Origin of the sequence: Paenibacillus senegalensis JC66, assembly GCF_000285515.1 — a bacterium.
Lineage (GTDB): Bacteria > Bacillota > Bacilli > Paenibacillales > NBRC-103111 > Paenibacillus_L > Paenibacillus_L senegalensis.
The window spans coordinates 103,766-130,440 of the sequence record NZ_HE610962.1; the positions used below are offsets into that span (position 1 = coordinate 103,766).

Genomic DNA, 26,675 nt, shown 5'->3' on the forward strand with positions numbered 1-26,675 from the left:
ATTTAAAAAACCATTACGTAAAAGAAATCATTTTGTTGCAAGCTCTAAACAAAAAAACCTCTTCAAGAAGCTCTGAAGAGGTGAATGGGTACATTTGCCGAGAAACCGACTAGCCTGCAGAAGTGCCGGAAGCTTCGGAAGAAGCCGTTAAAATATCGATGGGCTGAAACCCGCTCGTCCGCTGAAAGCTCATCCTGTGTGCGAATTGACTCAGGGCATCCGAGGGATCCAGCTCATCCTTATTCAAGGATAATAAAGTGGTCCGGTCGAATTGAACAGAAAGTACCGGGGCTTGAAAGCGATGTCCCGTTGCTGTTGCCACCCGCTCTTCATAGACATGAACGTACACAACCGCCAAGGGAAGTATTGCAAACAGATCCAAAGCCATGCGTAAAACCGCACTGCAGACGTAATCCTGATAAAGGGAATAGAATTGCGTCTTGCTCATGCTCTTCACCGAAACCTTTCCTGTTTTGGTCAACGTCTTGGTTTCCGTAGGAATCACACGCTCAGACAAGCTTTCCCATACCACTTCGATCACTTCGTGACTCTTTAGGAAAAACTCCATATGCCCGGTAGACCCGGTCAGTTCCTTCGGCTCCAGGGCATGTAGAATCACCTCTTTAAATATGGGCAGCTGGCCAGCCATCACACCTTGTGCTATCCGCTTCCCCTGCAGCCAGCTGTTGTAGTTATTTTCATCTTCCTGGCGAGCCTTGGCCAGCCCATCCCTCAGCTGCTGCAAGGCTTGATCCTTGCCTCTAAACCATCTCCGCCAAAATCCTGGCTTATAGCTATCCAAAGCTAGTTGAGCCTCGCGCTCCAAAGGACCCGGCTCATCCCTCTCAAAGGGAGGATCGCTGTCTGCGAGGTTACTCCACTGCACTTCCGGGTGGCTCTCCCGGTGAAATGAAGTCAGGCGCTCCACCTCAAGCTCATACATGTCCACTTCGAGTCTCGCCTGTTCCTTCTCTTCCAGCTTGCCAATCTCAAGCGCACGCTTATTCAGCTCACGCTGCTTGCGGCTCGCTTGTGACTCATTCCCGCCAAGGCGAAGCCCCGGCCAATGTATCGACCAGTTCTTACCCAGGAATTGACCGGACCATTTGGAGCCTGTGCGTGAATTATAGGTATAGCGGAATTTCACTCCGCCAATGCTGGCTCCTACGCTCTTCTTATTCAAATTGAGCCGGATCCCCGGCGCAAGCTTTATTCGTTTGCCAACCTTTCTCATCATTTCCCTCCATGGCGAAGCTAGTCTTAAATACCTATGTTCCGCTACACAAGGGCCGGGCAAAACTGGCCTGCCCGCAATCTCCGTGCGAAACCATAGTTAATAAGTACTAATTCTACAAAATCAAGCAATTTCCTCCCAAAATTCTGGATTTGTATCTAGAATTTAGGATTCGTTGCAGGGTATAGGAAAATTCCAACCCTTCAGCTACACTTGCAAATTAGCCCGGCAGTCTTGCTTAGGCTGCTGAGAACGGGTGTTGCTGGTGGTGCGGTTGCTGGTGCGGTTGCTGGTGCGGTGGCGGTTGGTTATGCGGTTGCTGGTGGTGCGGTTGGTAATGTGATCGAATGATGAACAAAGCTATCTTTGAAAAAACACATATTAGTTCGCTGAAGGTTATATATTTCAGCATAATGTATAATCCCGTCAAGCCTTGTATTAAAGCGGGAAAAAATTGTTGGATTGACAAGGTTAATTAAGTTATATTATATTTACTACTAAATTATAATTATTTTAATTTAGAAACTGTTCTAATTTAGTTCAGTTTGTAAGACTGTCGATTATTGTGATTACCATCGCAGACGAATATCCTGCGAAATTGAGCGTGTACTTATAGTGGTGCTCTGCACGTGACTCTGCTGTGTGCTGCTTCGCATGTGCTCCGGAAGGTGCTCCGCGAGACGGACTGCGCTAACGCTCGCCCTTGCTCTTATTCGGCGGAAAAGGCCAGGTTTTTAATTCTAACGCTCCTCCTCGCTCTTATTTGTGACAAAGAGGCAGGAAAACAGCGATTTAAAGCATGATAAGGACGGTGGCGAGCGTTATTTTTTCCCCCTGTTTTTGCCTAAATAAGGACCACTGCGAGCGTTAGAATCTGAACAGAACTCAAACGGTGTGCACAAACGTCTATTTGTCCGCTGCCAATCTGTTATTCACAAGATAATCGACAGCTTATTTTTGAAAAACTAATCTAATGAGGTGATCTATTACATGGGAAACGAGAGATTAACTACGAATCAAGGGGCACCGGTTGGAGACAATCAAAATTCCAGAACGGCTGGTCAAAACGGCCCTACTCTGCTCGAGGACTATCATTTGCTTGAGAAGCTCGCCCACTTCGATAGAGAACGCATTCCTGAACGTGTTGTCCATGCACGCGGAGCGGGAGCACACGGCACTTTTGTAGTTGAGAACGCTATGAACCGTTATACAAAAGCCGCTTTTTTAAACGAGGTTGGTAAGGAAACACCTGCATTCGTCCGTTTTTCTACAGTTATCCACGGACAGGGCTCTCCGGAAACGGCGCGTGACCCCCGCGGATTCGCTGTAAAATTTTACACAGAGGAAGGAAATTATGATATAGTCGGCAATCATTTACCCGTCTTCTTCATTCGGGATGCACTGAAATTTCCGGATATGGTCCACTCGCTCAAACCAGCACCAGATACGAATATCCAATCTCCTGACCGATATTGGGATTTCATGACGTTAACCCCTGAGTCTACCCACATGATGACTTGGCTGCTGTCAGACTACGGAACACCGGCCAATTATCGGCAAATGAACGGTTTTGGTGTCCATGCCTTTAAATGGATCAATTCGGCTGGCAACTGGGTATACGTTAAATATCATTGGAAGCCGCAGCAAGGCGTTCGCAATTTTAACAGCCAGGAATTGACCGAGGTACAGGGAAAAGATTTTAATCATGCGACACGTGATTTGTATGACCATATTGCAGCCGGCAAGTTTCCAAAGTGGGATCTATACGTGCAGCTCCTCTCTCCGGAAGACCTTGATTCGTATGACTTTGATCCGCTAGATCCGACCAAAGTTTGGCCGGAAGATCTGCTGCCGTTGCAAAAAGTGGGAACCATGACGCTGAACCGCAATCCGGACAACTTCTTCGCTGAGGTGGAGCAGGCCGCTTTTTCTCCGAGCGCGCTAGTCAACGGAATTGAAGCTTCCGAAGACAAGCTGCTGCAGGGCCGTCTGTTCTCTTACCCGGACACCCAGCGCTACCGCTTGGGAGCTAATTATTTGCAAATACCGGTGAATTGCCCGTATGCAGCGGTTCGCAACAATCAGCGGGACGGCGCGATGCAAACCAGGCAGCAAATTTCTTCGATCAACTATGAGCCTAACCGCCATCAAGGGACTCCATCAGAAGCGCCGGAATATAAAGACAGCACGATGCCGCTAAAAGGAAGCGCGGGCCGCCAAAAAATCGCCAAAACCAATGATTTTGCCCAAGCCGGCGACACGTACCGCAGCTTTACGCAGGAGGAACAAAACAATCTGATTGCCAACCTGACAGCTGACCTATCCCAGGTTCATGAAAGGACCAAGCTGCTGGCTATATGCAACTTCTATCGTGCCGACCGTGAGTTTGGGGAGCGCTTGGCTGAAAGCCTTAAAGTAGACATCTCCGAGTATGTCGCTCATCTGGAGCAGCAATAGCATAAACGGCACTAAAAAGCCAAGTGCGAAGGCCACGGCCTCTCGGCGCTTGGCTTTTGCTTTTTGTGCTGCAGCCTGCAGCGGCATACCGACTCTCCTGGTCTGTTTGACTCGGCTTGCAGTATAAGGTATCGTCACGTTCTCTTTAGCGCGTTTGCATTTGGCTTGCGGCAGTACGGGCCTCGGTGCGCTTGACTTTCTTTGCGGCATCCGGCCTCGCTTGGTGCATTCGACTTGACTAACGGAGGCAATTCTATCTAGTGAATTCTTTTATTAAAGCCATTTGGTAGTATAATAAATGTATGCTCTTTTCCTTCCCTACTAGGAGATGGACGTTACGTTCGTTCAATAAATGCCTGCTTACATACGAAAACAGTCATGCCATTGAATTCTCATCCACAACTCCAGCATGTAATAGCCAAGGTTGGCGGGGTTCGAGGATTGCGCGGGCTTGTTTCCTGCATTTTGTACGAGATGTCGTACAAATGCAAAGTCTTTAAGCTATTAAGGGCCTGCAGCCATCTGCGGCCAGTGTTTCAGACGATATTTCGTAGCAAGTTATGGGATTGAGGCGCGATACCCGAGATTGCTCATCATGCGGGGCGTTTTATTTTCACAGAAAATTGTATTACTCATCCATTCATTTAGGAGGGAAACGAATCATGCAGCAGATATCCATTGCGGAATCGTTGTTTCAGGGCGCTATTTCGGTAGAGAAGGTTGATGGCGGATATAAGCCTTGGCGTATACCGTACACTCAATTCTCGCTATTTCCGCCTGATGGAATCAACGGCAAAGCGGAAATGTCCGCCGGTGTGCGGCTTCGTTTCGCCAGCGATACGACTTCGATCAAGGTTGAAGTGGCTCCAGCAGATGTGCTCGTACAGGCCGATCTTGTTATCGGAGACGAACTGATTGCAACTCATCCGTTGAGTCCGGGTGAAACCTATTTCGTTTTTGAGAATTTAGCGGATGGCAGCAAGACCATCGACATCTATTTACCGCAAAAGGCCCCGACAATTGTGAAATCCCTTTCGATCGATGACAGCGCCAGCTGGTATATTCCAGAGCAGGACAACCGTCCGAGATGGGTTGCCTACGGGAGCTCTATTACGCAGTGCAACGATGCATTCAGCCCCGCTCAAACATGGCCTGCCCTTGTGGCGCGCCGCCATGGGCTGAACTTGACTTGCCTCGGCTATTCCGGCAACTGCCATCTGGAACCGATGGTTGCACGGATGATACGAGACCTGCCTGCCGATATCATTTCACTGTGTCTCGGAATCAACGTGTACGGCGGGGCGACGCTTAGCCCGCGCACATTCCGTGCAGCCGTCATCGGCCTCGTGCAAATCATCCGCGAGAAACACCCAGGCACTCCAATTGCTTTGATGTCGCCCATTTTCTCACCTGCCAGAGAAGAAAATAAAAACGCTGCCGGTTTTACGCTCATGGAAATGCGCCAGGAAATTCAAGAGGCAGTGAACAGCATGGTGGCGTTAGGAGATCAGCATTTACACTATGTACACGGCCTGACTATTTTTGATGAGACGCAAGCCTATAATCTGCCGGACGATCTTCATCCGAACGGACCTGGATACGTTACCATGGGGGATAACTACTCCAGCCTTGTAATGGAGCCACTACTCAAGCAGTACAGGATTGGCAGTCGTTAAACAAATGCTCTACTATATTACAAGTGTAAAAAAATAGATACGGGCTTCCATTTTGGGTTAGCACTAATGCGCTCGCAAGACAAGGCACGATACGGCCTTATTTTGGGCATTGCAGCACTCTACTTGAGTACGTGGATCAAAAGTAATAAAAGACAGCCCTAATATCGGCTTTTTTCGCACCGTGCGCAGCTCCCAGCGCGCGGTGTTTCGCTGCATGAACGGCGGACGGTCGACCACATTTTTTCTATTTACACATACTTCCCCATTTAACCAAGTTCCTATTAACAGCACAGTTGACACGGCCAACTATCAAACGTACATCATTATTATTGCTAACCCTCCACCCGCTCAAGCCTCATTCCTTCTTAATCTTGCTCTAAGTAAATAAGCCACAAAGCTGGCACTTGTAAACGAAAATGATTTTTAATTGACTTCCAGTGAAAATTATAATAACCTATACATGAATATATATTCATGTATTAATATAAGATTATATAATCCATTATAAAGGGGTAAAAATATAAGCGACCCAATGATATTCCGGGGACTAACTTAGGACAATCACGTATTTCACACCCATTGCGATTCTTGAAAATCTAGAAGATTAGTCAAATACAGAAGAGAAGGGCAAACTCTGTATAATTCGGAAGACGAGCGTTCACATGAATTTCCTGAAGCATTCCATTGAACTTGCTTCATAACATCTATTCAGGAGGAACTTAAATGGGACACAATCATGAACATCACCATGGACACAACCATACTCATGGTGCAAATAAAAAGACATTAATGATAAGTTTTATTATTATTGCAGGATATATGATTATTGAAGCGATCGGAGGATTCGTTACCAATAGCCTTGCGTTATTATCTGATGCAGGACATATGTTAAGTGACGCCATTTCGCTGGGGGTTGCCTTATTGGCCTTTACGCTCGGGGAAAAAGCCGCTAATTATAGCAAAACATATGGCTATAAACGTTTTGAAATATTAGCAGCTGTATTTAACGGGGTAACACTCGTATTAATTGCGATTTATATTTTTTATGAAGCAATTCAGCGCTTTCAAAATCCGCCAGAAGTTGCTTCAACCGGAATGTTAATCATTGCTTCTATTGGCTTACTAGTTAATATATTTGTTGCGTGGATAATGATGCGTAGTGGAGATGTAGAGGAGAACTTGAATATGCGTGGAGCATATATGCATGTGATTAGCGATATGCTTGGTTCCATTGGTGCCATTATTGCTGCACTGCTCATCATATTTTTCGGCTGGGGTTGGGCAGATCCGCTCGCCAGTGTCATTGTAGCCGCACTCGTTTTACGCAGTGGCTACAATGTTACGAAATCTGGGCTCCATGTCTTGATGGAAGGCACACCGCAAAATGTAAATGTAGAGGACGTGGTGCAAATCATCAAAAATACAAACGGTATTCAAGGCGTTCATGATTTGCATATTTGGTCCATTACAAGCGGCTTAAATACACTTTCCTGCCATGCCGTTGTAGATGATCAAATGTCCATTGCCGAGAGTGAGAAAATGCTGCGTCGAATCGAACATGAACTTGAACATAAAAACATTCACCACATAACGATTCAATTAGAAACGTCCGCCCATCTGCATGATGATTCGATTTTGTGTAAAGCGAAAGCTGCATCATCTGGAAATCACCATCTTCACCACCATCACTGATGGAATGCATTTTAATAAGCCCTTTCACCCATGTCTAATTTCCCGCTGTTTCACTGTAATAGGCAATAGGAACTACACTCTTCAACAAAAACCCTTTTTCTTCCACCTGCTGTTGAAAATGAAGTTGAATTCGCTAATTATAATGGGGAGCGTTCTCTTCTTTTTTGGGCCTTCTTTTCTATTTACACACCCTAAAGTTTTGCGTTAAGTTATAGTTCGAATGTACGTATACTGAATGGGTTGTATCTTTAAAAGGTAAGTGATTGGAACAAGAGGAGGATTACAGAGGAATGTTTTTATCAAGAAGATTGCGTTCGATTAGCGGATGGTTTGTTGCGTTAGTAATCTTGGCCAGCCTGGCGGCCCCTGTCCCGGCGGTGACTGCAAGCTCGGACCCAAATATCGAGGCGACTGCAAGCTCGGACTCAAATATCGAGCTGCTGCGCTCTGAGCACAAAATCAGTGACGGGAAAATGAGAGTAACCGCGGACGTAAGAGTTGAATCCAGCGAAGTCGTCACGCTGCTAGTTACCGGGTATAATCAATTCGGTGAAATCATTGAAATCAATAGAAAAGATGAATTTATTATGGGCGGACATACTAGAGTTTTGCAATTGACCATGGATCATGGCGAAGAGCTGGCAAAGGTCGATATTGAAGCCCTTGAGCCGATCAATGAGCCTTACAAGGTTTTGAAGGAAACAACGGTTGCTCACAGTGACCATGTGGAAGGCATTATAGCGGTTAAAAACGGCAGCAAATCGCAAGTGATCAATGTTGTTGCTACGGCTACGAATAGTAACGGCAGAGTTGTAGAAGTAAGAGGAAGCAATAATTTCGTTATGGACAAACGCACCTCGATTTTCAAAATTAAGCTGGATGCCGTTAACGAAATTCATAACGTTAAATTTACCGTGCTGACCGACGATCAAACCTACCTGGTCGAAAGTGGAACCTATATTGAAGATGGAAAGCTTGTGCTGACTTCCGTTGTTAAAAATGGAGGCGAATCCCAAAGGATAAACGCCAGAGTCACCCCTTATACAGGGGATGGCAAGGAATTGGCCATTCAAACCAGTTCCAATTATACGATGGATCATCGTCTGTACAATCTCAAGATGCAGATCAAAGATACCCATGCAAGTCAAGTAGCCGTTCAATTCTATGATGAAACTGGCAAGCAAGAGATCGTTAAAAGAGGAACATTAGTCACCATAGACGGCAAAGGCTTGGCTACTGAGCAGCCGCCCGTTAATTTGGAGGGGAATGTGGTAGTCCCGATGAGGGCTATTTTTGAAGCTCTGGGAGCAAGCATCGAGTGGGAACAGGAAACGATGACGGTAACCGCCACTAGAGGAAGCAAGGAAATCAAGCTGCAGATCGGCTCCGACATCGCTTATATCGATGGCCAGGCGCATCAGCTTAACGTTCCGGCTCAGCTCATCAACAATAACACGATGGTGCCTGTCCGATTCGTAAGTGAAGCTATGGGTTCACAAGTGTTCTGGGATAACAATTCACAAACGGTGCTGATTGTTCGATAATGTCTAAGCAAAAAGCGGAAAGGAAGAAGCTCCTTTCCGCTTTTTGCTCTTTCAAGGCTCTAAGTCAGCGCGTAGCGTGACGCTTCATTATATTTTTTAAAGTTTATAATAAACCGTCTTGCCTTGATCATCGGAATATTTGATCGTGGACTGATTTGTATTCAGATCGATGAACAACTCACAGTGTTTATCTTCCTTTTGCCACGATAGCCGAACTTCATCATCGGCCGAATCCAAGACGTCGAACTGCCCGTTGAATGCGTCATACTCATTGCGGAAGCGAATTAATTGGATCAGCCGCTGCACCACTTCCTGCTGGAGGGATTGCTCGATTTCTTCGAGAGTATAATTATGCCGGTTGATCTCGCGGCCTTCCCCGGTCTCCCGTACACGCTCCATGTCATTTTTTCCAGCGAGCAGCCCTACGTAATAAACCTGTGGAATTCCGGGAGTGAAAAACTGGATAGCTCGCGCCGCTATATAAGCATCATCATCCTCATTCAGCACGGAATAATAGGAGCAGCGGATCTGATGAACGTCAAACCCATCCTCTGATTTATGCTCTTCCGACAATATCAGGCTAAGATTAGATCCTCTTTCAACACAAACCTCGACCAGCTTCCTTGCTTCTTTCGTATCTATTAATCCATCCAGATCAGGCTTCACCGGAACACCGTCGTGGCAATCCAGCATCGTAAACTGTTTGGCGGGACGCGTCTTTAAGTAATGGCAAAGCTCAACAGAGGATTTATTGATGAGCGTCTCCAGAATGCGATAAGGCAAAATAAAGTCATAAATCCAGAAACCGCGCTCCGCTAATTTGTATTGAACCGAGTAATGAGAGTGGACCTCCGGAAGAAGCTCGATATCCAATTGAGCGGCTATACCTGCGATCCAATCCAAAAATTCATAGATGTCCGGTTCAACGAAGAAACAGCTGGTCCCCAATTTTTTTATTACATAGCCAACGGCATCCAGCCTGACAATCTTGACATGGTTTCTCTTAAAATTGGCAAAAAAATCGATAAACAGCTGCTTGGTTTGCTCCGATCGGATATCCAGGTCAATCTGCTCGGAGGGGTCCGTTTTCCCAAACGTGGTCCATACGGTTTCCTGGCTTCCGTCTTCCCTAATCTCAAAAGCAGAATAGGGCAAAGGCCTACGTAAAAACATTTTTTCAATATCGGATTGTACCGGTTTCCCGTCTTCCCAAAGCTTGTCTAAAGTAATAAACAGATCGGCATAGGGTGACCGGCGGCCCTTTTGGAGAAAATCCTGAAAATAGACAGACTGCGCTGAAATATGATTAACCATCAGATCCACCAGCACATCAAACCGTTCCCCTATCGCCCGGATATCTTGCCATTCCCCAAACTGAGGCTCAATTTCCAGATAGGTTAACGGAGCGAACCCCCTGTCCCCTGAGGAAGGGAACGGCGGCAGAATATGTACGCCGCCCTTAAAGACATCCGAGAAATGCTCGGTTAACACCTCATTCAACACCTTCAGATTGCCGCCCATGGAATCAGGATAGGTAATCAGCTGCACCTGATTTTTTACTGTCATCTCACATTCCCCCTACAATCCATACATCTCTTTAATTTGCTCAAGCTTAGGCAAATCCACGACGGCTCCCGTATATTTCAGCTTGTAAGCACTCACGGCAAAGCCCAATTCAATCGCTTCCCGAACACTGAATCTCTTTACTAAGGCCGAATAAAATCCTGCCCAGAAAGCATCTCCGGCTCCAGTCGTATCGACAACCTCATCGGCGTAGGAACGGAAAGTGATTGACTCCTTGCCATTTGATGCGATAGCCCCTTCTGCTCCCAATGTCATAATCACAAGCTTCGCACCTAACTCCAGAAACTTCTCTATCTGATTTTCATGAGTGTCTTTGCCGAACAGCCTTTCTGCATCATCCTCGGAAGGCTTGACAATATCCGTTTGCTTAATGATAGATTTGACGTAATCAACGCCATCCTCCCCGCTTTGCCAGATCATAGGATGATAGTTGGGATCGAAACCAATCAGAATATGATGAGTCCGGGCCTCAGCCAGCACTCTTTCTATCGTCCTGCGCGCGGGCATTCTGGAAATCGGCCAGCATGAGAAATGAACCATTCTGGAGTTCAGCAAAGCTTCACGAAGGTTGTCATTATATTGCAGATGATAATCGGCTCCTCTATAAAAAATTGGAATAGGAGTCGTTTTGCTTTTCGTCACTACAACCATACTGGTTGAATGCTCCACCTGCTGTATGCAGCTTGTGTCAATTCCGGTCGTTTGCAAATGATTAATCAAAAATTTCCCTAACCCGTCTTTCCCGACTGCGGAAGCAACGAGGGAACGAACACCAAGTTTATGGGCATTCATCGCAATATTAGATGGAGATCCGCCGAAAAATCGATTATACGTATCGCATCCGGCAAGATCATCATATTCAGAGGAAATCATATCGATGAGCAGATCTCCTATCGCGAAAATATCTATGCTTTTTTCTGCAAGCTCTATTTTTTTATCAAAATTGATCATTTTATTCCCACCTATCCATTATCGAAGGAAGGCTTTCTGCATATGCAGCATCGTTTTCTCCACGACTACCTACCTGAACTTTAAGCATCATCCGAGCGGCAACGGCTCACATTAAGAGCTTTTACCCGAAAAAAACATAGGCTACTTTCATTTCATCTTCCCTTAGCTTCAATTTGCGGGTTGCTTCCAATAAAGGGGTTCGATCATAGGAAACGCTTTTCAAAGCTATGTTTCCATCTGTAATCGTACAGTAATGTGCTGTCTTAGTAGGATCATCAGGCCGGCGGTAAGAGACGCTCCCCGGATTCAACCATAGGGTGTTATCGCTCAAATAATGGATACAGCGGCGATGCGTGTGACCAAATATGAACCTTCTTTGTGCAGTTTCCCCACTCTCCATAGAAGGATTGCAGATGCTCCACAAATCGTTGAATTTAGGCAAGCTGTCTATTGTCAAATAATCCTTGTACAAATGCTTCATGCTATAGTGGCAGCCATCCATTTCGAAAGTGATAAATTCCGGGATGCTTTCCAAAAATGAAATTTCTTCCTCCCCCAAAAGCCGTGCATTATGATGCGCCCATTTGGATTGTTCTTCAGGAATCGTATGCAGATTATGACCATTACGGTATACGTCAATGATGATGTCGTCATGATTCCCTCTCACACAATGGACATTATGTTTCTGAATCCATTCAATAACCTCTCCCGGAAACGGACCATAATCCACCAGATCTCCGGCGCAATAAATAACATCATAATCCGGTTCCTGTTTGATAATGGCTTCAAGGGAATATACATTACTATGAATATCTGAAATAATTAAGGCTTTCATATAAATCCTTCACCCTCTATCCTAAATTTCAATAGTCAAACCATCGTAGGCCACTTCGAATTCATATTTGGCCGCCTCCATTTGCAACTCATCATGCGTCATTCCGCACATATGTGAGATATGGGTCAGTAAGTAACGGGTTTGCGGGCCAACGCATTGATATTGCTGCAGCTTGCGTTTCATGTCCCTATTTTCACCAAGTCCCATATGGCCGTCTCCAGGCAATATTCCCCGGGCACAGTCCATGCTGACGAGGTCGAAACGTTTGCCTTTTATTGTTTCATAATTGATTTCATCGATCGCATCCGTATCATTGGCATACAGGATTCGCTTGCCTTCGCATTCGATCATGTAAATGTAACACTGTTCATCTAATCGATGATTGGCCAGCAAGGGAGTAAACACCATGTTGGAAGCCGTGAATGGTTGAAAGGGGTTGACCCGGTGATAGGCCAGCTGTTCCTGGTAGCCTTTTAGTTTCTTATTTACACCTTTCTTATAGAGGGCTTCCACCGTCTCATTGCCATAGACCTGAACTTGCTCTACTCCGCCTTCTGCATAGTTGATCTGGCAGTAATTCGGCTTGCCCCGCAGCATTAGAGAGAACACATCAAAGTGGTCCTCATCTGCATGCGTAACTACGATGCTTTCCACCTTGGCCAAATTCAATTGATACTCCAGTTTCTGCATATATAAATCCGGCGAGACATCTATCAACACCTTGTCATTAATTAGCATGGAAGAGCGTCTTTTAATATTTTTTCCGCCAGCCTTCAGCGCCCTTACACATACATCGCACTCACAAAACAATGCAGGGAACGCTTCGGAAGCCCCTGTACCTAAATATTGTAATTTCATTCGAGTACTCCTTATTCAAATCATCTAAATCTTCTATGTGCTGTCCTTTAATGTTATCCTTTTATACCTGATGAGGCTAACGATTGGATAAATTGCTTCTGGAAAACCAGGAAAATAATTAACGTCGGAATAGTCACCATGGAGCCAAAAGCAAAGATTTCACCCCAGTACGTATAAGCATCCGAATATAAGGATCTCATCGCTTGGGGCAGGGTACGATAGGTATCATCTCTAGTTACCAACGTAGGCCAGATCAAATCTCCCCAGCGTCTGATGAAGGTCATGATTCCGACTGTGGCCAAAATCGGCTTGGACAATGGCAGCATGATCGTCCAAAAGCTTCTGATATACCCTGATCCGTCGATAACAGCCGCCTGCAGCAGCTCTTTCGGAATTCCTTTGAAATGATTGTAGAACAAAAATACATATACCGGATAAGCTAAAGCGGGAATGACGAGAACCGACATCGTATTCAGCATATTCAGCTCTGTAGCTACAAGCATCCGGTTGATAATAACCGCTTCGGAAGGAATGATCATCAAAGCGATAATCATGGCTACGACCAGATTTTTGCCTTTAAACTGCAGCAGGCCCAGAGAGTATCCAATCATGGAATTTACCAATGTGCCCAACAGCACAACCAGTAAAGAAGAGATTAAGGAATTCATAAAATATTTCATAAAGTCCATTTTCTTGAACACGTTGATATAATTTTGAAGGCTCAGGTCTCCATATGGAATAAATCCTTTAATTGAAGACATGTCGGCGACAATCTGATTATCCGGCTTAAGTGAGGCCACGAACAAATAGATCATCGGTCCTACAAAGATAATGGCAATCGCAAAATATAAGGCATACATTAGAAAGGTTCTTGTACCTTTGCCAAAACTCGAAGCTGTTGAATGCACCTGGTTATTCTCCTTTCGTAATGACTTTGTTCTGAATCAAGGAAATGATAAGCACGATTACAAAAAATACAACTGCCATAGCGGATGAGTACCCAATCTGGTTTCTGGAAAATCCTACATTATACATAAAATAAACAACCGTATTCGTACTGTTCTGCGGACCGCCTTCGGTTAACATCAATACTTGGGTGAACAGCTTTAACGCTGCGATCGTATTCGTAATAATGACGAAATTCAAGGTATTTCTGAGCATGGGCACAGTGATAAGCAGAAAGGACTGCCACTTTTTAGCCCCGTCCACTTTGGCCGCTTCATATATCTCTTCAGGAATGTACTGAAGTCCTCCAAGTATAATGATCATTTGCATGCCAACCGCTTGCCATATGGACATGACAGCAATACTGTACATGGCCTGCTTCGGATCTTTGAGCCACAATTGACTTTCTATACCGAAGGATTGCAGTATGGAATTAAGCAATCCATCCGCACTCGGCGAAAAAATAAACGCCCAAATGACGGCGACAACAGTTAGGGATACAATTTGCGGACTGAAATAGATCAGGCGGATGATTCCAATTCCTTTAATAGACCGGTTTACAAATACGGCCAGGATCGTGGATATCACGACGGTGAAGGGGACAAAAAGAAGCGCAAAAAAAGCTGTATTAGCAAAAGCCTGAACAGCAGTTTCATTCGTAAATACCCGAATATAGTTGCTAAGACCGACAAACTGAAGCGGGTTATTGGGATTAGCCACAAGCATTTTATTCGTAAACGAATACACTATGGACATTGCAAAAGGGATGATCATAAAAATGATGATAATGATCAAGGACGGGGCGCTCAACAGCCAGGCTGCCGTTGCCTGTCCGTCAGCTATACGGTTCGAGCGTTTATTCTTCATGTTTGTTACCTACCTTGTATATATTCTAGCAGCACGGTGTATAAAATCCGGGTCAAGCATTCAAGCCACTTGACCCGGATTTAATGAACCTACTTGTTGTTCCAGCCATTTTCCATAATGACTTCATCCAATTCCTTGGAGGCTTTGTTCAGCTCCTCACGCGCATCGCTTCCTAACAGAAGATTAGCTACAATGGAACGCATCATATTATACATTTCATTATGAGCAGGAGTTTGCGGCCTCAAGTAGCCGATACCGGCTTCAAGCTGTTCGCGGTAAAGGTACAGCCTGCCTCCCTCTTTGTACTCCTCTTTCTCGTCCAATACGGAAACTCTAGCCGGAATGCCACCGTTTACATCTGTCATCCTCTTAATGTACTCTTCAGAAATCGCTTCCTTAAGCACGCTCCAGCTTTCGTCAACAATGCCATTTTTCTCGGCTGCCGCGGTAATCGCCCAAATAACTGATCCGCTGCCCGTATACACGCCATTTCCGAAGTCTGGGATCGGAATGAGAATCGCATCATCGCCTAAAAACTCAAAGTGCTCTTTACTTTTCCAGTGTCCGATCAGTGCAAGCGCACTCTCTTGACGGCCGTAGAAAGCATCCTCGTAGTCGGCGACCGGATTCATATATTCTTTTTCAATCAGCCAGCTAATGTAATCATAGGCCGCAATGGTTTCCTCGCTGTTCAATGCCCCGTCTGTCAGCATCGTTTCGCGGTTCATCATATCACCGCCGAAGCTTTTTACAATGGGAGTATACGTATAATAAAGAGTTCTAGGAGAATTTTGTCTCAAGTAGATAGGATACGGTACACCGCTCTGCTTTAATTTCTCCAAGGCATCCTCAAACTCAGCGCGGTCCCATGCTTCGGTATAGCTTGCAGGAATGCGGATACCGGCTTCTTCCAGCATCGTTTTATTGCCCCACAAACTCATGCCTGAATCGAACTGCGCAGTGGCGTAAATATTACCCTTGTAAGTGCTTTCGTCAATAACCGAAGGAAGCATGTCTGCTAGAATATCGTCCGTCATATACTCATCCAATGGAACCAGAAGCTGTGCTTCCACATAGTAGGATAGCTCCGTAGCATCCATGATTACGATATCGGGAGTGTCGCCAACTGCAGGGGACATCTTAAGTTTGTTATAAAACTCTTCATTCGGGTAAAAGGAATAATCGATAGTGAATTCAGGATATTTCTCATCAATTTCCGGAAGAATTTGGTTATAAACCTCTGTTTCTGCTCCTTCAAGTCCCCATAGCTTGATTGTGACCGGCTGTGAGGAATCGCTGTCATTATTGGCTGAAGGAGTGGAGGAACACCCGGCGATAGCCAAAGCCGCAGCCAGCGTGCAAGGCAGCATAAGTTTTGCATTCATTTTTCCAGCTTTCATGTTTATACCCCTTTCTTGATTGCAATAAAAATAGGTAAACCGCCGCGAAGAATCCTCCTTCCCTTATGTTGGTTCGTTTTACCATGATCCTCTTTTCTTTGAAAGGTACAGCGATATGCAAAGCGGTTTGCCTGTTATGTCAAACGGTTTGCATAAAGGCCAAAAGATTCGCAGGCTATGTCAAACGGTTTGCATATAAGCTAAACGATTTGCATTTGGGTCAAACAGCTTGTACGCTATGGATATGTAAAGCGGTTTGCATATGACAAGCGATTGACACATTCATGTTAGTTATAAATCATATTTTGCGATATGTCAACCGCTTGGTATACCAAGCATAAAAAAAATTAGTCCGTCAACAAAATCCGTTTGCGAATCCTTTCCAGCTTATCCCTATCTATCCCAATCGATTCCAGGTACCCTTCCGGAGATCCATATTTTTCGTGAATATAAGTCAATAAACGGCTCATATTACTGTAGTGGGATCCTGACAAATCATCCGAAAATGAAGCAATATAAGTACGGCTAACTTCGTAGTCTGCCACGATATCCACATCTTCCACCCCGGCAAGAGACAAGAGGAACATCACTATGATCCCTGTGCGATCTTTGCCTACGGCACAGTGAATTAGGCTGGCCCCTTCTTCCACACTGGCTAACACTTCAAAGACTTCCTTTAATTTGTTACTGCATTCATTGATAACCTGAAGATACATATGAATAAGCGTCTGAGTATCCGCCTCACCATGCTTGACAGCAAGTCGTTCCGGAGACAGATCAGCGAACAGTGAAATATTATGGGTTGTTACGCTGTCTCCCAAATCCACGTTGGGCATGTGGGTACATTCGTCTTGATATCTCAGATCTATAATTGTGCTGATTCCCAACTCCCTAATCAGTTCAACATCCTGAGAGCTTGCCTTATGGAGGTTACCTGAACGATAAAAAACGCCATAGCGGGTCATTCCTCCTTTCTTCGTAGGATATCCTCCTAAATCACGGGCATTTGCAACATTAGTGAAAGGCAGTCGTCTGAAGTTTTTGCTAGTCATTAGAAATCTCCATTCTGTAAAATATATTAACTAAAATAAATTGACTTAACAATTAACAAAATAATTAAGTTGTTTGTCGTACTATTAATTCATTTGGAAGAATATTGGTGTATTGGACCGGTTCCTTATTGATCTGCTTCATCAATAAGTCCAAAGCGAGTTCGGCCATTTGCTTGATCGGTTGTACGACCGTTGTCAAAGGCGGGACAAGCACTTTGGAGAAAGAAATGCCGTCGTAACCAACCACCTTAACATCATCCGGCACTGATTTGTTCATCATATAACAGGTTTTCAAGATGTGGGCTGCAATGACATCACTGCTGGCAAATATTCCATCTATATCGGGATACAAGTCGAACAGCTGTCTAATAACGCCTTCATAGTTCTCCGGATTGAATCCAAAGATATCTGTCTCCAGTACGGTATGCCATACCCCATGTTTTTGGGCAACATCCTTGAATGCAGAATGCCGTTCATTGGAAAGCATCGGAAGGCCCAGACTACCTGTGATCATGGCAATTTTTTTACAGCCTTTTGCCAGCAGATGCTCGGTAGCCAAACGTCCTCCGGCATAATTGTCCGAACTGACAAAAGGAATTTTATCGCTGATGGCTCTTTCGAATGTGACCAGGGGGAGATCGATTTTGGAGAATTCTTCCACATCGATGGTGTGACTTCCCATGATGATTCCTTCAACCTGCTGAGCTTTCAAAAAGTTCAAATACATAAGTTCTTTTTCTTTATCATGCTGTGAGTTGCAGAGCAGAACCTTGAACTGATGCTGGTAGGCATAATTTTCGATATGGTTGCACAGTTCAGAGAAAAACGGGTGATCTACGGTCGGAATGATCAGGCCGATCATATTGCTTTTTTTACGAAACAACGTCCGGGCTACCTCATTAGGCTGATAGTTCAACTCTTCCATGGCTTTTAAAATATTTTCACGCAAGCTATCGCTGATATAGCCCCGATTGTTTAAAACTCTTGAAACTGTAGAGACATTAACCCCGACCTTATTGGCAATGTCTTTAATCGTTGCCACAGTTAGCACTCTCCTTTCATCCAAAATATCGTATCCCTATATCATATTACTATAATTATCTTCCCATGGGAAAGTAAGCGGGCTGACCCGGCGGGTCCTGACTGCGGATCCTGCAGTCGGGCTAATGCCCATATAGTTAGTGCTGATGCCTTTACCTAAGGTTTTGGCAGTGCTTGTCTGTTATATTCAATGAGATCAGCTGTGATAGAACGATCATAATTTCCATTTAGCTGAAGGCGCTCAATGTGTAGTTTAGTCGCGCAACGATATCCTGCAGCAGATCGCTAGCGCACTCCATGTGAGTGCCTGGATGGAAACAAGTGCTTACCAGCCGTCAAATTATTAGGTAATTTTTCATATCGCACCCTGCATGAGTGCGTGGAGGTGATATATGCATGAATTATTGGATAACGAATTGCTTTTGCTGCTTAGGGAAGTTACACGTTTAAAGGAAGAATTGGATAAGAGAAGACCTTTAGACTCTACAGCAGTTGAAAGTTTAAGAAAGGACCTTTCTCTTCGATTGTTTTGGCATATGAAAAGGAAGCTTTGGAGAGATATGTCGATCTGTGCTAGAGATCAAAAAGAGCATTTGTTAATACAATGGATTCGAGTGAACTTGTCTTGCTCCCGCAATAAAATAATATTGCTTTTTTCAGGTTACTGTTGTAACCTGTATTAGACTACAATTTTTCCTACCATACTTCTGCTATAACCCTTTTGTTTCCTGACTGGCTACAATTGTAACCCTTTCATCCTTTGACTCGCTACAATTGTAATCCTTGCATTAGAGTACTTTATCACAACTTCTATCAATAGGCTAAAACCCTAACTCTCTCAAGGTGGTGCTATGATTTTATGAACGACCTGGTTGCCAAAATTGCTGATTCAGAGACCGAAATTTTGCGTGTATTATGGAATGCAAAAACCGAAATTCCTTACGCCGACATTCGCAAAAAACTTGAGCAGACAAGCAAATGGGAAAACTCCACGATCAAAACCCTGCTCCGCAGACTTTGTGAAAAAGGGGTTGTTCACGCAATTAAAAAAGAGGTCTACTACTACAGATCGCTAGTCAGTGAAGAAGAATATAACGAATACAATACACAGCATTTAATTGACCGCCTCTATGCCGGCAGCACCAAAAATTTAGTAGCTTCACTGCTGGACAGCAATAAACTTAGTGAAGAAGATATTAAAGAATTGCGCTCTCTTTTAAATACAGGTGACAAAAATGAACAAAACAACTGAGCTTGTGCTATCGCTCTCAATCTCCGGCAGCATACTGGCTGTCATACTGCTGGCCGTAACGCTATTCATCAAGCATAGAGTGGCCAAATCGATATTATATTGCATGTGGCTTGTTGTTCTTCTGCGTTTCGTTTTCCCGTTTTCTTTTGAAGGCAGCATTATGAACGACGTGTTTCACACACTCACACTCCAGGCAGGAACTGATGCTCACGAGCCGGTCCGAGACGTCACGGATCCTAACATTTCGCCGAGTACCCGGCAGCTAGATGTGAACGCTGTTAACCAGGCCGCCCTTCCCTACAAGCTGTTTCGGGATATTCTCTCTTACATATGGTTGCTTGGCGCCCTTGTATCCCTGACCGTGCAGGTGATCGGTTATGCCCGTTTTAAAAAACTGATTATGCGAACCAGCAGTGCAGCAGCTTTAGAGGACCAGAAGCTAATCACCATTCTATTAAACGGAAAAAGCCGCGTGCGGCTTTCGAGGAACCGCTTCATTTCCTCACCGATGCTAATCGGGATAGTAAACCCGCATATTATCATCCCGGATCACCGCTTTAATGAAAAGCAGCTTCGGCATATGCTTCTTCATGAAATCGTCCACCTTAAACGCCTAGACATTGCCATCAAGTGGCTGACGATGATCGCCGTATCCGTCCATTGGTTTAATCCGCTTATTTATTTGGTCAGGCGGGAGGTCAACTTTACCTGTGAATTGGCTTGCGATGAAAAAGTCATTAATCAGCTTGACCCTGGCGAGAAACGGGACTACGCCGACACACTGTTATCGATCGCTGCCGCGCATCGCTATGGCGGAGGCCTCCCACAAGCAATGATGGTTGAGGAAAAGATGCATTTAAAAGAAAGGCTGGTAGCGATCATGAACTTTAACCCTAAATCATGGTGGGTGACACTGCTGTCTGTTGGTCTTTTGGCGGCTGTTGTATTTGGTGCTGTATTGCTCGGGGCAAGTCCTGGTACAACCAGTGCGGGGCCAGCAGAGCTTGCAGAATCTTACCGGCTTTCGGTTCCCAAAGACTGGTCCATTGAACAACTTCCCGGGTCTTCCTTATCCTTCAAAAAGAACGGAGCGGGAGTAGGCGGGCTTAATCCGCTCGAATATTATCCCGATCAACCAATATCGCAATTGCGAAATAACCATACACATGTCGTTGAATCCAGCCCGTTAGAGGGATATTTTACGGATGTCCTGTTTGAAATACAGCAGCAAACTCCGCCTGCCGCATCGGGCGATACGGCTGTTAAAGAAACGGTGCATATTTACTTTATTGTTAGGGATCGAAAGATAGCCTATGACCTGTACTTCAATGCTGGGGTCGATCGGCAAACCGCTTTAGACATTGCAGCAAGCTTCCGGTTAAAATAATACAAGGCCGGTCGCGTAATTGCGTTGATCTGCAAAAAGAGCCTGTCCTAAAAGCGGCCGTTCAGCCTGATAACAAAAAAAGCAAACCCCAAGAATGCTGCAGCAACATTCCTGGGGTTTTTAATTTTCTGTGCAATTTACCCGAAAACGGACTTACTGGACAGCCCCCTGGAGGTCATCCGGTTCCCGAGTCACTTAAACTTTAGCCCTGCAATCAAACGCTTATAAGCTCTCTTAGATGGCGCAGGACAGCAACATCTTTTCCCTCGCCAATCACTTACTTGGACGGTATTTACCTTTCAGGAACAAGTAGGTCTGATCGTAAATCTCTCGAACTTCCGGATTCGAGCTGCGGGAGCTGACCAGGAAGGTATCCGTGCTTTGATACCAGGCAAGGAAGGTATTCTGGTATTTATACAGGTAAGCTGCGTCCAAATAATCATAGTAGACCTTCCGGTAAGTCTCGCCAACGCTATCTTCTCTTACCGCTGACCAATGGATCTCCATTTCGACGCCCAGCCCATATTTGTGGGCTAAGTACGCGTTGTTCTCCAGCCGGTCCGGCGGAAGCGAGGAATCGAAGGCGAGATTAGGCTGCATCAAGGCCGTATCGAATCCATACTTGGCCCAGTTGTTGAAGCCCGGATTCTGGCCTGCCGGAATCCATTCGAATTTATACGGCCCGGCCCCGTGCACAATCTGACTGGTATTAATGAGCAGCTGCTCATCATGGGCAGATACCGAGTAGCCTACGCTTTCTTGGTACCAGTAGAAGCCATTCAGCTCCAGGTGCTCATACCCGGCCTGCTGCCAACGCGACAAAATATAATCGACATACCATTGAATGGCTGCTGTCCGGTTGGCCAGCGCTTGTTCTTCTCCGACGTTCTCCGGATTGAAATCCAATCCGTCTCCCCAATCGCTGTTAATGCCTGGATAAGGGATGGCAATGGTTACTTTTGCTTTATAGTTAGGTCTTCTTAATGTCTGCTTCGTCTCCGCAACGGCCTGATCCAGCGCATCCAGACGGAAATCCGGAGTGAACAATTGATCGGCAAACGACATCCATTCGGATTTTACCGCATCTCGGGTGAAGCTGCGGCCGGACTCCGTCGTGCCAAACGGCAGGAAATTGAAGCTATCGAACATCAGGTCGCGGATCTGTCCGTCTTGATCGACATACGCCGTGTAGGGCAGCAGATCCTGCTTGTTCATCTGGGGCAGAGAAGTATTGCTGTGATAACCGCTATAGATCAGCACCTGCTGCTTTTTGCCTCCAGCCTGCTCAGAGCCGGCGCGCGGCATGCGAGGCGGGCGCGGATTGTCCGGAGGCGATGGCACGACCGGCTTTACCCCAGGCTGCTTGCCGGGCAGTCCCCACGCTTCCAGCTCGCTGACGAACACGTAAACATCCGCGTGAAAGGTCACCCGCACATAGCGTGCCAGATGGTTCAGTCCATCGACCCGGTAATCCTGCACATGCAGGCCGGGGACGCTGTTAGGGATTCGCGTAGGTACTGAATCCGCTTTCATCCAAGCCCGCCCGTTTCGCGAGAGTTCAAATTTTACTTCCTGCGGGAAATAGATGCCTGAACCTTTGTCCTGCAAGAACCAGGCGGACAGCTCGCGAACCGTCTGCAAATCGCCCAAATCAATGACGATCTGGCGGTCATCCTGGCGCAGATAACCCACCCAAGGACCATGCGTCGTCCAGCTGTTCGGACCGATCACTCCGTCGGTCAGCTTGGTGCCGTCATCGGGATAGGAAGCCGTTTCCAGACGGTGGAACGAAGAATCCGTTATAGTGCTTTCAACTTGATACGATCTTCCTTCGGCCAGATTGACCAAAGCCCGGGCTTCCCCAGTCTCGGCTGGTTCAGCTCCACCTGCCGCAGCCGGCAGCAAGCCGCTTAACAATCCGGTTAACCCGGCAAGCAGAACATATTTTTTCAAGCGCTTGTACATTGCCATCCATCCTCCTTCAACGATTACTCCCAGTAGGGCTCGACTCCAGCTTCCTGGATCAGTCGATTGACTTCTGCGATCATCTCTTCTCCACCGCTGTTCATATAGGTTTCCACCATGCTGTCCCATTCCTCTAACGGGGTTTGCCCGGTAATCATCCTTGTTTGAATCGCGTACATGTCGAAGAACAGCTGCAGCTCATTCTGGCTTCTGGCAGGCGAGTAAATCGACAGCACCGGTGAGTAGTAGTGCTCTGTCGTATCGTGCATCTCCGCCGAGGCTAAAGCCAGCTCATATTGCTTTGGAACATGCCTCCAGTTGGAAGGGAAATCGCCGGCGGCATCGTTTGGCGCCCATGATTGCAGATCCGGCAAGTAATCACGAGGTTTCAGCCCCTTCTCTCCAGGTTCCACCACTACATTGCCGTCCACTACGTTGTAGCCGCTTCCTTCACGGCCATAGAGCCAGTCGTAATCCGGGTTGTCCGGACCTTTGTTGTCTTCGACGAAGGTGCGACCGTAGTCGATCATTTCGATAATGCGTTTGACTTTGCCCGGTTCATCCTTCAAGTTGGCGTTCAACATAATCAAGCGAAGCGTGCCTGAGGTAGCGCTGAAGCCGCGGGAGCCGTCCGGCGCCTCGAATGGAGGAATCGGCGCCAGCTTCGCATCCGGATCAATCTCCGCCAATGCCTGGAAGTGCTGTTCGCCAAGCCCTCTCGGGGTTGTAATAAACATACCGGCTTTGCCGCTGAAAAACTCGTTGTAGGCTTGCCCCCAGTTCATCAATGCAAAGTCCGTCGTGATCGCGCCTTGCTCATACAAGTCCTTCAACCAGGCGATGTGGTCGCGGCGCACGTCCGAAATAATGCCTGGAATCAAGTTGCCTTGAGCATCTCTATGGTACCAGGCCAGAAAATCCCAGTAAGCGCCCAAATGATACTGCGGGTTAATGTTTTCGGCCATCGCCATCCCATAAGTATCGTTTTTATTGCTGCGGTTAGGATCATTATGAGTGAATGCCAGCGCGACTTCTCTTAATTCATCATAGTTGGTGGGCATCTCCAATCCCAGGTTTTCCAGCCAGTCCACACGAATCATCGGGGTGATCGAATAGGTCGAGGTCGTGTAGCCCGGAATGCCATAAATGACGCCGTCCACCTCCAGCGCTCTCTTCGCATGGTCGGGAATCAGCTGCAGATTCCCGTATTGCGGGTCATCCAGAAATTCATTCAGCGGCAAAAACGCCCCCTGCTTCGCCCATTGGTAGTAGAGCGGGTCTTGCGGATTTTCCAGCACAAGAATATCCGGCATGCTTCCGCCCGCTACTGTAACCGAAACCCTCTGCTTGTAGTCATCCACGCCTACATAAGTAGGTTCATACTTGATATTGAACCTCTCTTCAATCATTTTCAAGCCTTCTCCATCGCGGGGAGGCAGCGCCCCGTAACGGTAATCGAGTATCGTTACCGTATAGGTCTCCTCGTCGGTTCCCTCCGGAGAGGGACTTTCTGTCTGCGGCGACGGCTGCTGCGGTTCTGGCTCAGACGGTGTTCCGGTTCCACCGGTGCATGCCGCCAAAGCGACCGTAAGCGCTACCATTGCCGACAAGGCTGACCCGCGCTTCCAATGTTGCATACGTACAGCTCCTTTCATCTCATCTTCCACCCTTTGAATCTGCTTGGTCACCAATCTGAACATGCAAGTCTGAAAAATCCTAATCTGAAAAATCCAACCGAAGGCATTGTCTTATCCTTTCACCGCCCCCAGCATCACCCCCTTGGCAAAGTGCTTTTGCAGAAACGGATAGAGCACAAGAATCGGAACGGTGGCCAGCAGCAGCGCGGCCATCTGCACCGTTTCCGGCGGCGGCAGGTTCACCAGATCCTGTCGCACGCTCAATGTATCCGGATCACTGACGACGATCAGCTGCCGCAAGACGACCTGAACCGGCCATTTGTCCGGATTGTTAATATACAGCAGTCCGGGAAAGTAGCTGTTCCAGTGAATAACGGCATAGAACAGTCCGAAGGCGGCCAATGCCGGCTTCGACAACGGAATGACGATGTTTGAAAAAATTTTCAGGTCGTTCGCCCCGTCCACAACTGCGGATTCGATCACTTCGTGCGGAATGTTCACAAAAAACTGCCGCATCACGATCAGATTGAACGGATTGACGAGCACCGGAATGATCAGCGCCCAAATCGAGTTTATCAGGCCGGTTTCTTTGACCACCAGATAGGTTGGAATCAGCCCCGCAGGAAACAAAAGGCTGAACAACACAAGGAACAGCACCCCTTTCCGAAACAAGACAGGCCGCGACAATGAATACCCCATAGCGGAGGTGACGGCCAGGTTCGCCGCCGTGCCGATGAGGGTAATCGCGATCGTGAAATAGATCGAGCGCATAAATTCGTTGGACCCAAGCACGTAGGCGTACGCATCGGTCACCCAGTCTTTCGGCCACAGCATAAAATCGTTTGTAATGTATTCCTTGTAACTGGAGAACGAAATCGCGAACAAATATAAAAAGGGGAACAGCATGACGCAAGCGATGCCAATCAGGAACGTTCCGTTGACCCAGGAAAACAGTCGTTCGCTCCAACTTTTATAGAACATAGTCACCCACCCTTAGTACAAGCCTTCTTCGCCGAATCGTTTGGCGATTCTGTTCGCCGCAACGACCAGGATCAGGCCGACGGCGCCCTTGAACAGCCCGACGGCTGTCGCAAAACTGAAGTTGGTATCGATAATACCCTTGAAATACACATAAGTGTCCAAAACATTGCCCGTTTCCATTGTAAACGGATTCAACATTAGGAAAATTTGTTCGAATCCGCTATCCAATACGTTGCCTAACCGAAGTATCAGCAATATAACAATGGTGCTTCTCAAGCCGGGCAGGGTAATGTGCCAGATTCGCCGCCAGCGGCTAGCTCCGTCCATCACCGCCGCTTCATACAGAGACGGGTTGATGCCGGCCAGCGCCGCTAGGAATATGACGGTTCCCCAGCCAGCTTCCTTCCATATGACCTGGAGCACGACAAGCGGCTTAAAGAAAGCCGGATCGGTCAGGAAGGGGATTTTGCTGGCGCCCAGCACCTGATCCAGGAAGGTGTTGACCAGCCCTCCGCTGCGCAGAAAGATGACCGTGATCCCGGCTATGATAACCCAGGACAGGAAATGCGGCAGGTACACAATTGACTGGATAACGCGCTTGAACAATTCGTGCCTGACCTCATTCAGCATCAGCGCAAGGACGATCGGAGCCGGAAACGCAAACAAAATTTGCAGGAAAGAAATGTTAAGCGTATTCCACAATACCCTCACGATCTCGCTGTCATCGAAAATCGCGGCAAAGTGCTTCATACCGGCCCAGGGGCTGTTGAAAATCCCGAGGAAAGGGCTGTAATCCTGAAAAGCGATCACCGAACCGAGCAAGGGCAAATACTTGTAAATAAGGAAATACAATAGGCCCGGCAGCATTAAGAGAAGCAGGTACTTGTCACGGTTGATCCGGGAAAGGAAGGATCGGAATCGGCTTTTCTTGAAGTTAGCTGGAATGGAAACTGCAGTGTCGGGGAGCTGTTTCATTGAATTCTCCTTTCTCGCCGGCCCGCTCCGGCCTTGGTCTATAGCTCGAAATTATACGGGCCGCTGTAATTATTCCGCAATTTTCATATGTTTCCGGGGCTTGCATGAAATGATCAAGAATCGCAACAAATGAACAACGGCGTCTTATGCCCGCTCAAGCGGCTCTTGATAGGCGACTCTGAGCAAGGAGCCCTGAAACAAAAATCACAAGTTCTAAGGTGAATAAGTCCTAGAACTTGCGATTTTATGTCATCCTGACGACATTCTTTCTTTCATTCAAATTTTCTTTTATGTTGCAGTGCAGCTAACAACAACGCTTACCTTGGACGGCCCCGGACACGC

The 26,675-nt window shown here is 46.6% G+C and carries 20 protein-coding genes; 6 read left to right on the forward strand and 14 right to left on the reverse strand.

What is annotated here, in order from left to right:
- Window positions 1-109: 109 nt before the first annotated feature.
- On the reverse strand, window positions 110-1,237 hold the full coding sequence (locus PSHG_RS21485) for a DUF4236 domain-containing protein (RefSeq protein WP_081505223.1): 1,128 nt from the start codon (window positions 1,235-1,237) through the stop codon (window positions 110-112).
- A gap of 987 nt (window positions 1,238-2,224) precedes the next feature.
- Here PSHG_RS21485 and PSHG_RS21490 point away from each other — a divergent pair.
- The 4 genes from PSHG_RS21490 (at window position 2,225) to PSHG_RS29610 (ending at window position 8,603) form a co-directional block, all read left to right on the forward strand.
- The gene (locus PSHG_RS21490) at window positions 2,225-3,691 is read left to right on the forward strand and encodes a catalase (protein WP_010277546.1); all 1,467 of its coding nucleotides are present in this window, start codon (window positions 2,225-2,227) and stop codon (window positions 3,689-3,691) included.
- A gap of 662 nt (window positions 3,692-4,353) precedes the next feature.
- Complete coding sequence (locus PSHG_RS21495; RefSeq protein ID WP_010277550.1) at window positions 4,354-5,367, forward strand: SGNH/GDSL hydrolase family protein; 1,014 nt, start codon at window positions 4,354-4,356, stop codon at window positions 5,365-5,367.
- A gap of 723 nt (window positions 5,368-6,090) precedes the next feature.
- Complete coding sequence (locus tag PSHG_RS21500; protein WP_010277552.1) at window positions 6,091-7,059, forward strand: cation diffusion facilitator family transporter; 969 nt, start codon at window positions 6,091-6,093, stop codon at window positions 7,057-7,059.
- A 290-nt stretch (window positions 7,060-7,349) separates the two neighbouring features.
- Window positions 7,350-8,603, forward strand: coding sequence for a copper amine oxidase N-terminal domain-containing protein (locus tag PSHG_RS29610; protein WP_010277554.1), 1,254 nt, complete (start codon window positions 7,350-7,352; stop codon window positions 8,601-8,603).
- A 96-nt stretch (window positions 8,604-8,699) separates the two neighbouring features.
- Here the strand turns inward: PSHG_RS29610 and gtfA are convergent, their stop codons facing one another.
- The 9 genes from gtfA to PSHG_RS21550 all read right to left on the reverse strand — a co-directional run bounded on the left by gtfA (window position 8,700) and on the right by PSHG_RS21550 (window position 18,137).
- Window positions 8,700-10,169, reverse strand: coding sequence for a sucrose phosphorylase (gtfA, locus tag PSHG_RS21510; RefSeq protein WP_010277556.1), 1,470 nt, complete (start codon window positions 10,167-10,169; stop codon window positions 8,700-8,702).
- 12 nt (window positions 10,170-10,181) lie between these two features.
- Window positions 10,182-11,138: a carbohydrate kinase family protein gene (locus tag PSHG_RS21515; RefSeq protein WP_010277559.1), complete on the reverse strand. Its 957-nt coding sequence runs from the start codon at window positions 11,136-11,138 to the stop codon at window positions 10,182-10,184.
- 121 nt (window positions 11,139-11,259) lie between these two features.
- Entirely contained in the window at window positions 11,260-11,973 is a 714-nt protein-coding gene (locus PSHG_RS21520; protein ID WP_010277563.1) for a metallophosphoesterase family protein, read from the reverse strand.
- 21 nt (window positions 11,974-11,994) lie between these two features.
- Window positions 11,995-12,831 (reverse strand): MBL fold metallo-hydrolase, encoded by an 837-nt coding sequence (locus PSHG_RS21525; RefSeq protein WP_010277567.1) that lies wholly within the window; start codon window positions 12,829-12,831, stop codon window positions 11,995-11,997.
- Window positions 12,832-12,884: 53 nt separating this feature from the next.
- Window positions 12,885-13,739 (reverse strand): carbohydrate ABC transporter permease, encoded by an 855-nt coding sequence (locus PSHG_RS21530; RefSeq protein WP_010277571.1) that lies wholly within the window; start codon window positions 13,737-13,739, stop codon window positions 12,885-12,887.
- 4 nt (window positions 13,740-13,743) lie between these two features.
- A complete protein-coding gene (locus PSHG_RS21535; RefSeq protein ID WP_010277575.1) occupies window positions 13,744-14,643 on the reverse strand; it encodes a carbohydrate ABC transporter permease in 900 nt (299 codons plus the stop codon).
- An 89-nt stretch (window positions 14,644-14,732) separates the two neighbouring features.
- Entirely contained in the window at window positions 14,733-16,043 is a 1,311-nt protein-coding gene (locus PSHG_RS21540; RefSeq protein WP_010277577.1) for an ABC transporter substrate-binding protein, read from the reverse strand.
- 347 nt (window positions 16,044-16,390) lie between these two features.
- Entirely contained in the window at window positions 16,391-17,095 is a 705-nt protein-coding gene (locus PSHG_RS21545; protein ID WP_010277582.1) for a tyrosine-protein phosphatase, read from the reverse strand.
- Between the two features lie 64 nt (window positions 17,096-17,159).
- Window positions 17,160-18,137 (reverse strand): LacI family DNA-binding transcriptional regulator, encoded by a 978-nt coding sequence (locus PSHG_RS21550; RefSeq protein WP_010277587.1) that lies wholly within the window; start codon window positions 18,135-18,137, stop codon window positions 17,160-17,162.
- Window positions 18,138-18,995: 858 nt separating this feature from the next.
- Between PSHG_RS21550 and PSHG_RS21560 the strand changes: the two genes are divergently transcribed.
- Both PSHG_RS21560 and PSHG_RS28600 read left to right on the forward strand, forming a co-directional pair.
- The gene (locus tag PSHG_RS21560; protein ID WP_010277591.1) at window positions 18,996-19,388 is read left to right on the forward strand and encodes a BlaI/MecI/CopY family transcriptional regulator; all 393 of its coding nucleotides are present in this window, start codon (window positions 18,996-18,998) and stop codon (window positions 19,386-19,388) included.
- Window positions 19,372-20,775: a M56 family metallopeptidase gene (locus PSHG_RS28600; protein ID WP_010277595.1), complete on the forward strand. Its 1,404-nt coding sequence runs from the start codon at window positions 19,372-19,374 to the stop codon at window positions 20,773-20,775. The genes PSHG_RS21560 and PSHG_RS28600 overlap by 17 nt, the downstream gene beginning before the upstream one ends.
- 273 nt (window positions 20,776-21,048) lie before the next feature.
- Here the strand turns inward: PSHG_RS28600 and PSHG_RS21575 are convergent, their stop codons facing one another.
- From PSHG_RS21575 to PSHG_RS21590, 4 genes are all read right to left on the reverse strand, one after another.
- On the reverse strand, window positions 21,049-22,746 hold the full coding sequence (locus tag PSHG_RS21575; protein WP_157213485.1) for a DUF4855 domain-containing protein: 1,698 nt from the start codon (window positions 22,744-22,746) through the stop codon (window positions 21,049-21,051).
- Between the two features lie 17 nt (window positions 22,747-22,763).
- Window positions 22,764-24,377, reverse strand: a complete 1,614-nt coding sequence (locus PSHG_RS21580; protein ID WP_026021537.1) for an extracellular solute-binding protein — start codon at window positions 24,375-24,377, stop codon at window positions 22,764-22,766.
- A gap of 111 nt (window positions 24,378-24,488) precedes the next feature.
- Window positions 24,489-25,358, reverse strand: coding sequence for a carbohydrate ABC transporter permease (locus PSHG_RS21585; protein WP_010277606.1), 870 nt, complete (start codon window positions 25,356-25,358; stop codon window positions 24,489-24,491).
- Window positions 25,359-25,370: 12 nt separating this feature from the next.
- Window positions 25,371-26,333 carry an ABC transporter permease gene (locus PSHG_RS21590; RefSeq protein WP_010277610.1) on the reverse strand — a complete coding sequence of 321 codons (963 nt, stop codon included), beginning with the start codon at window positions 26,331-26,333 and terminating at the stop codon, window positions 25,371-25,373.
- Window positions 26,334-26,675 lie beyond the last annotated feature (342 nt).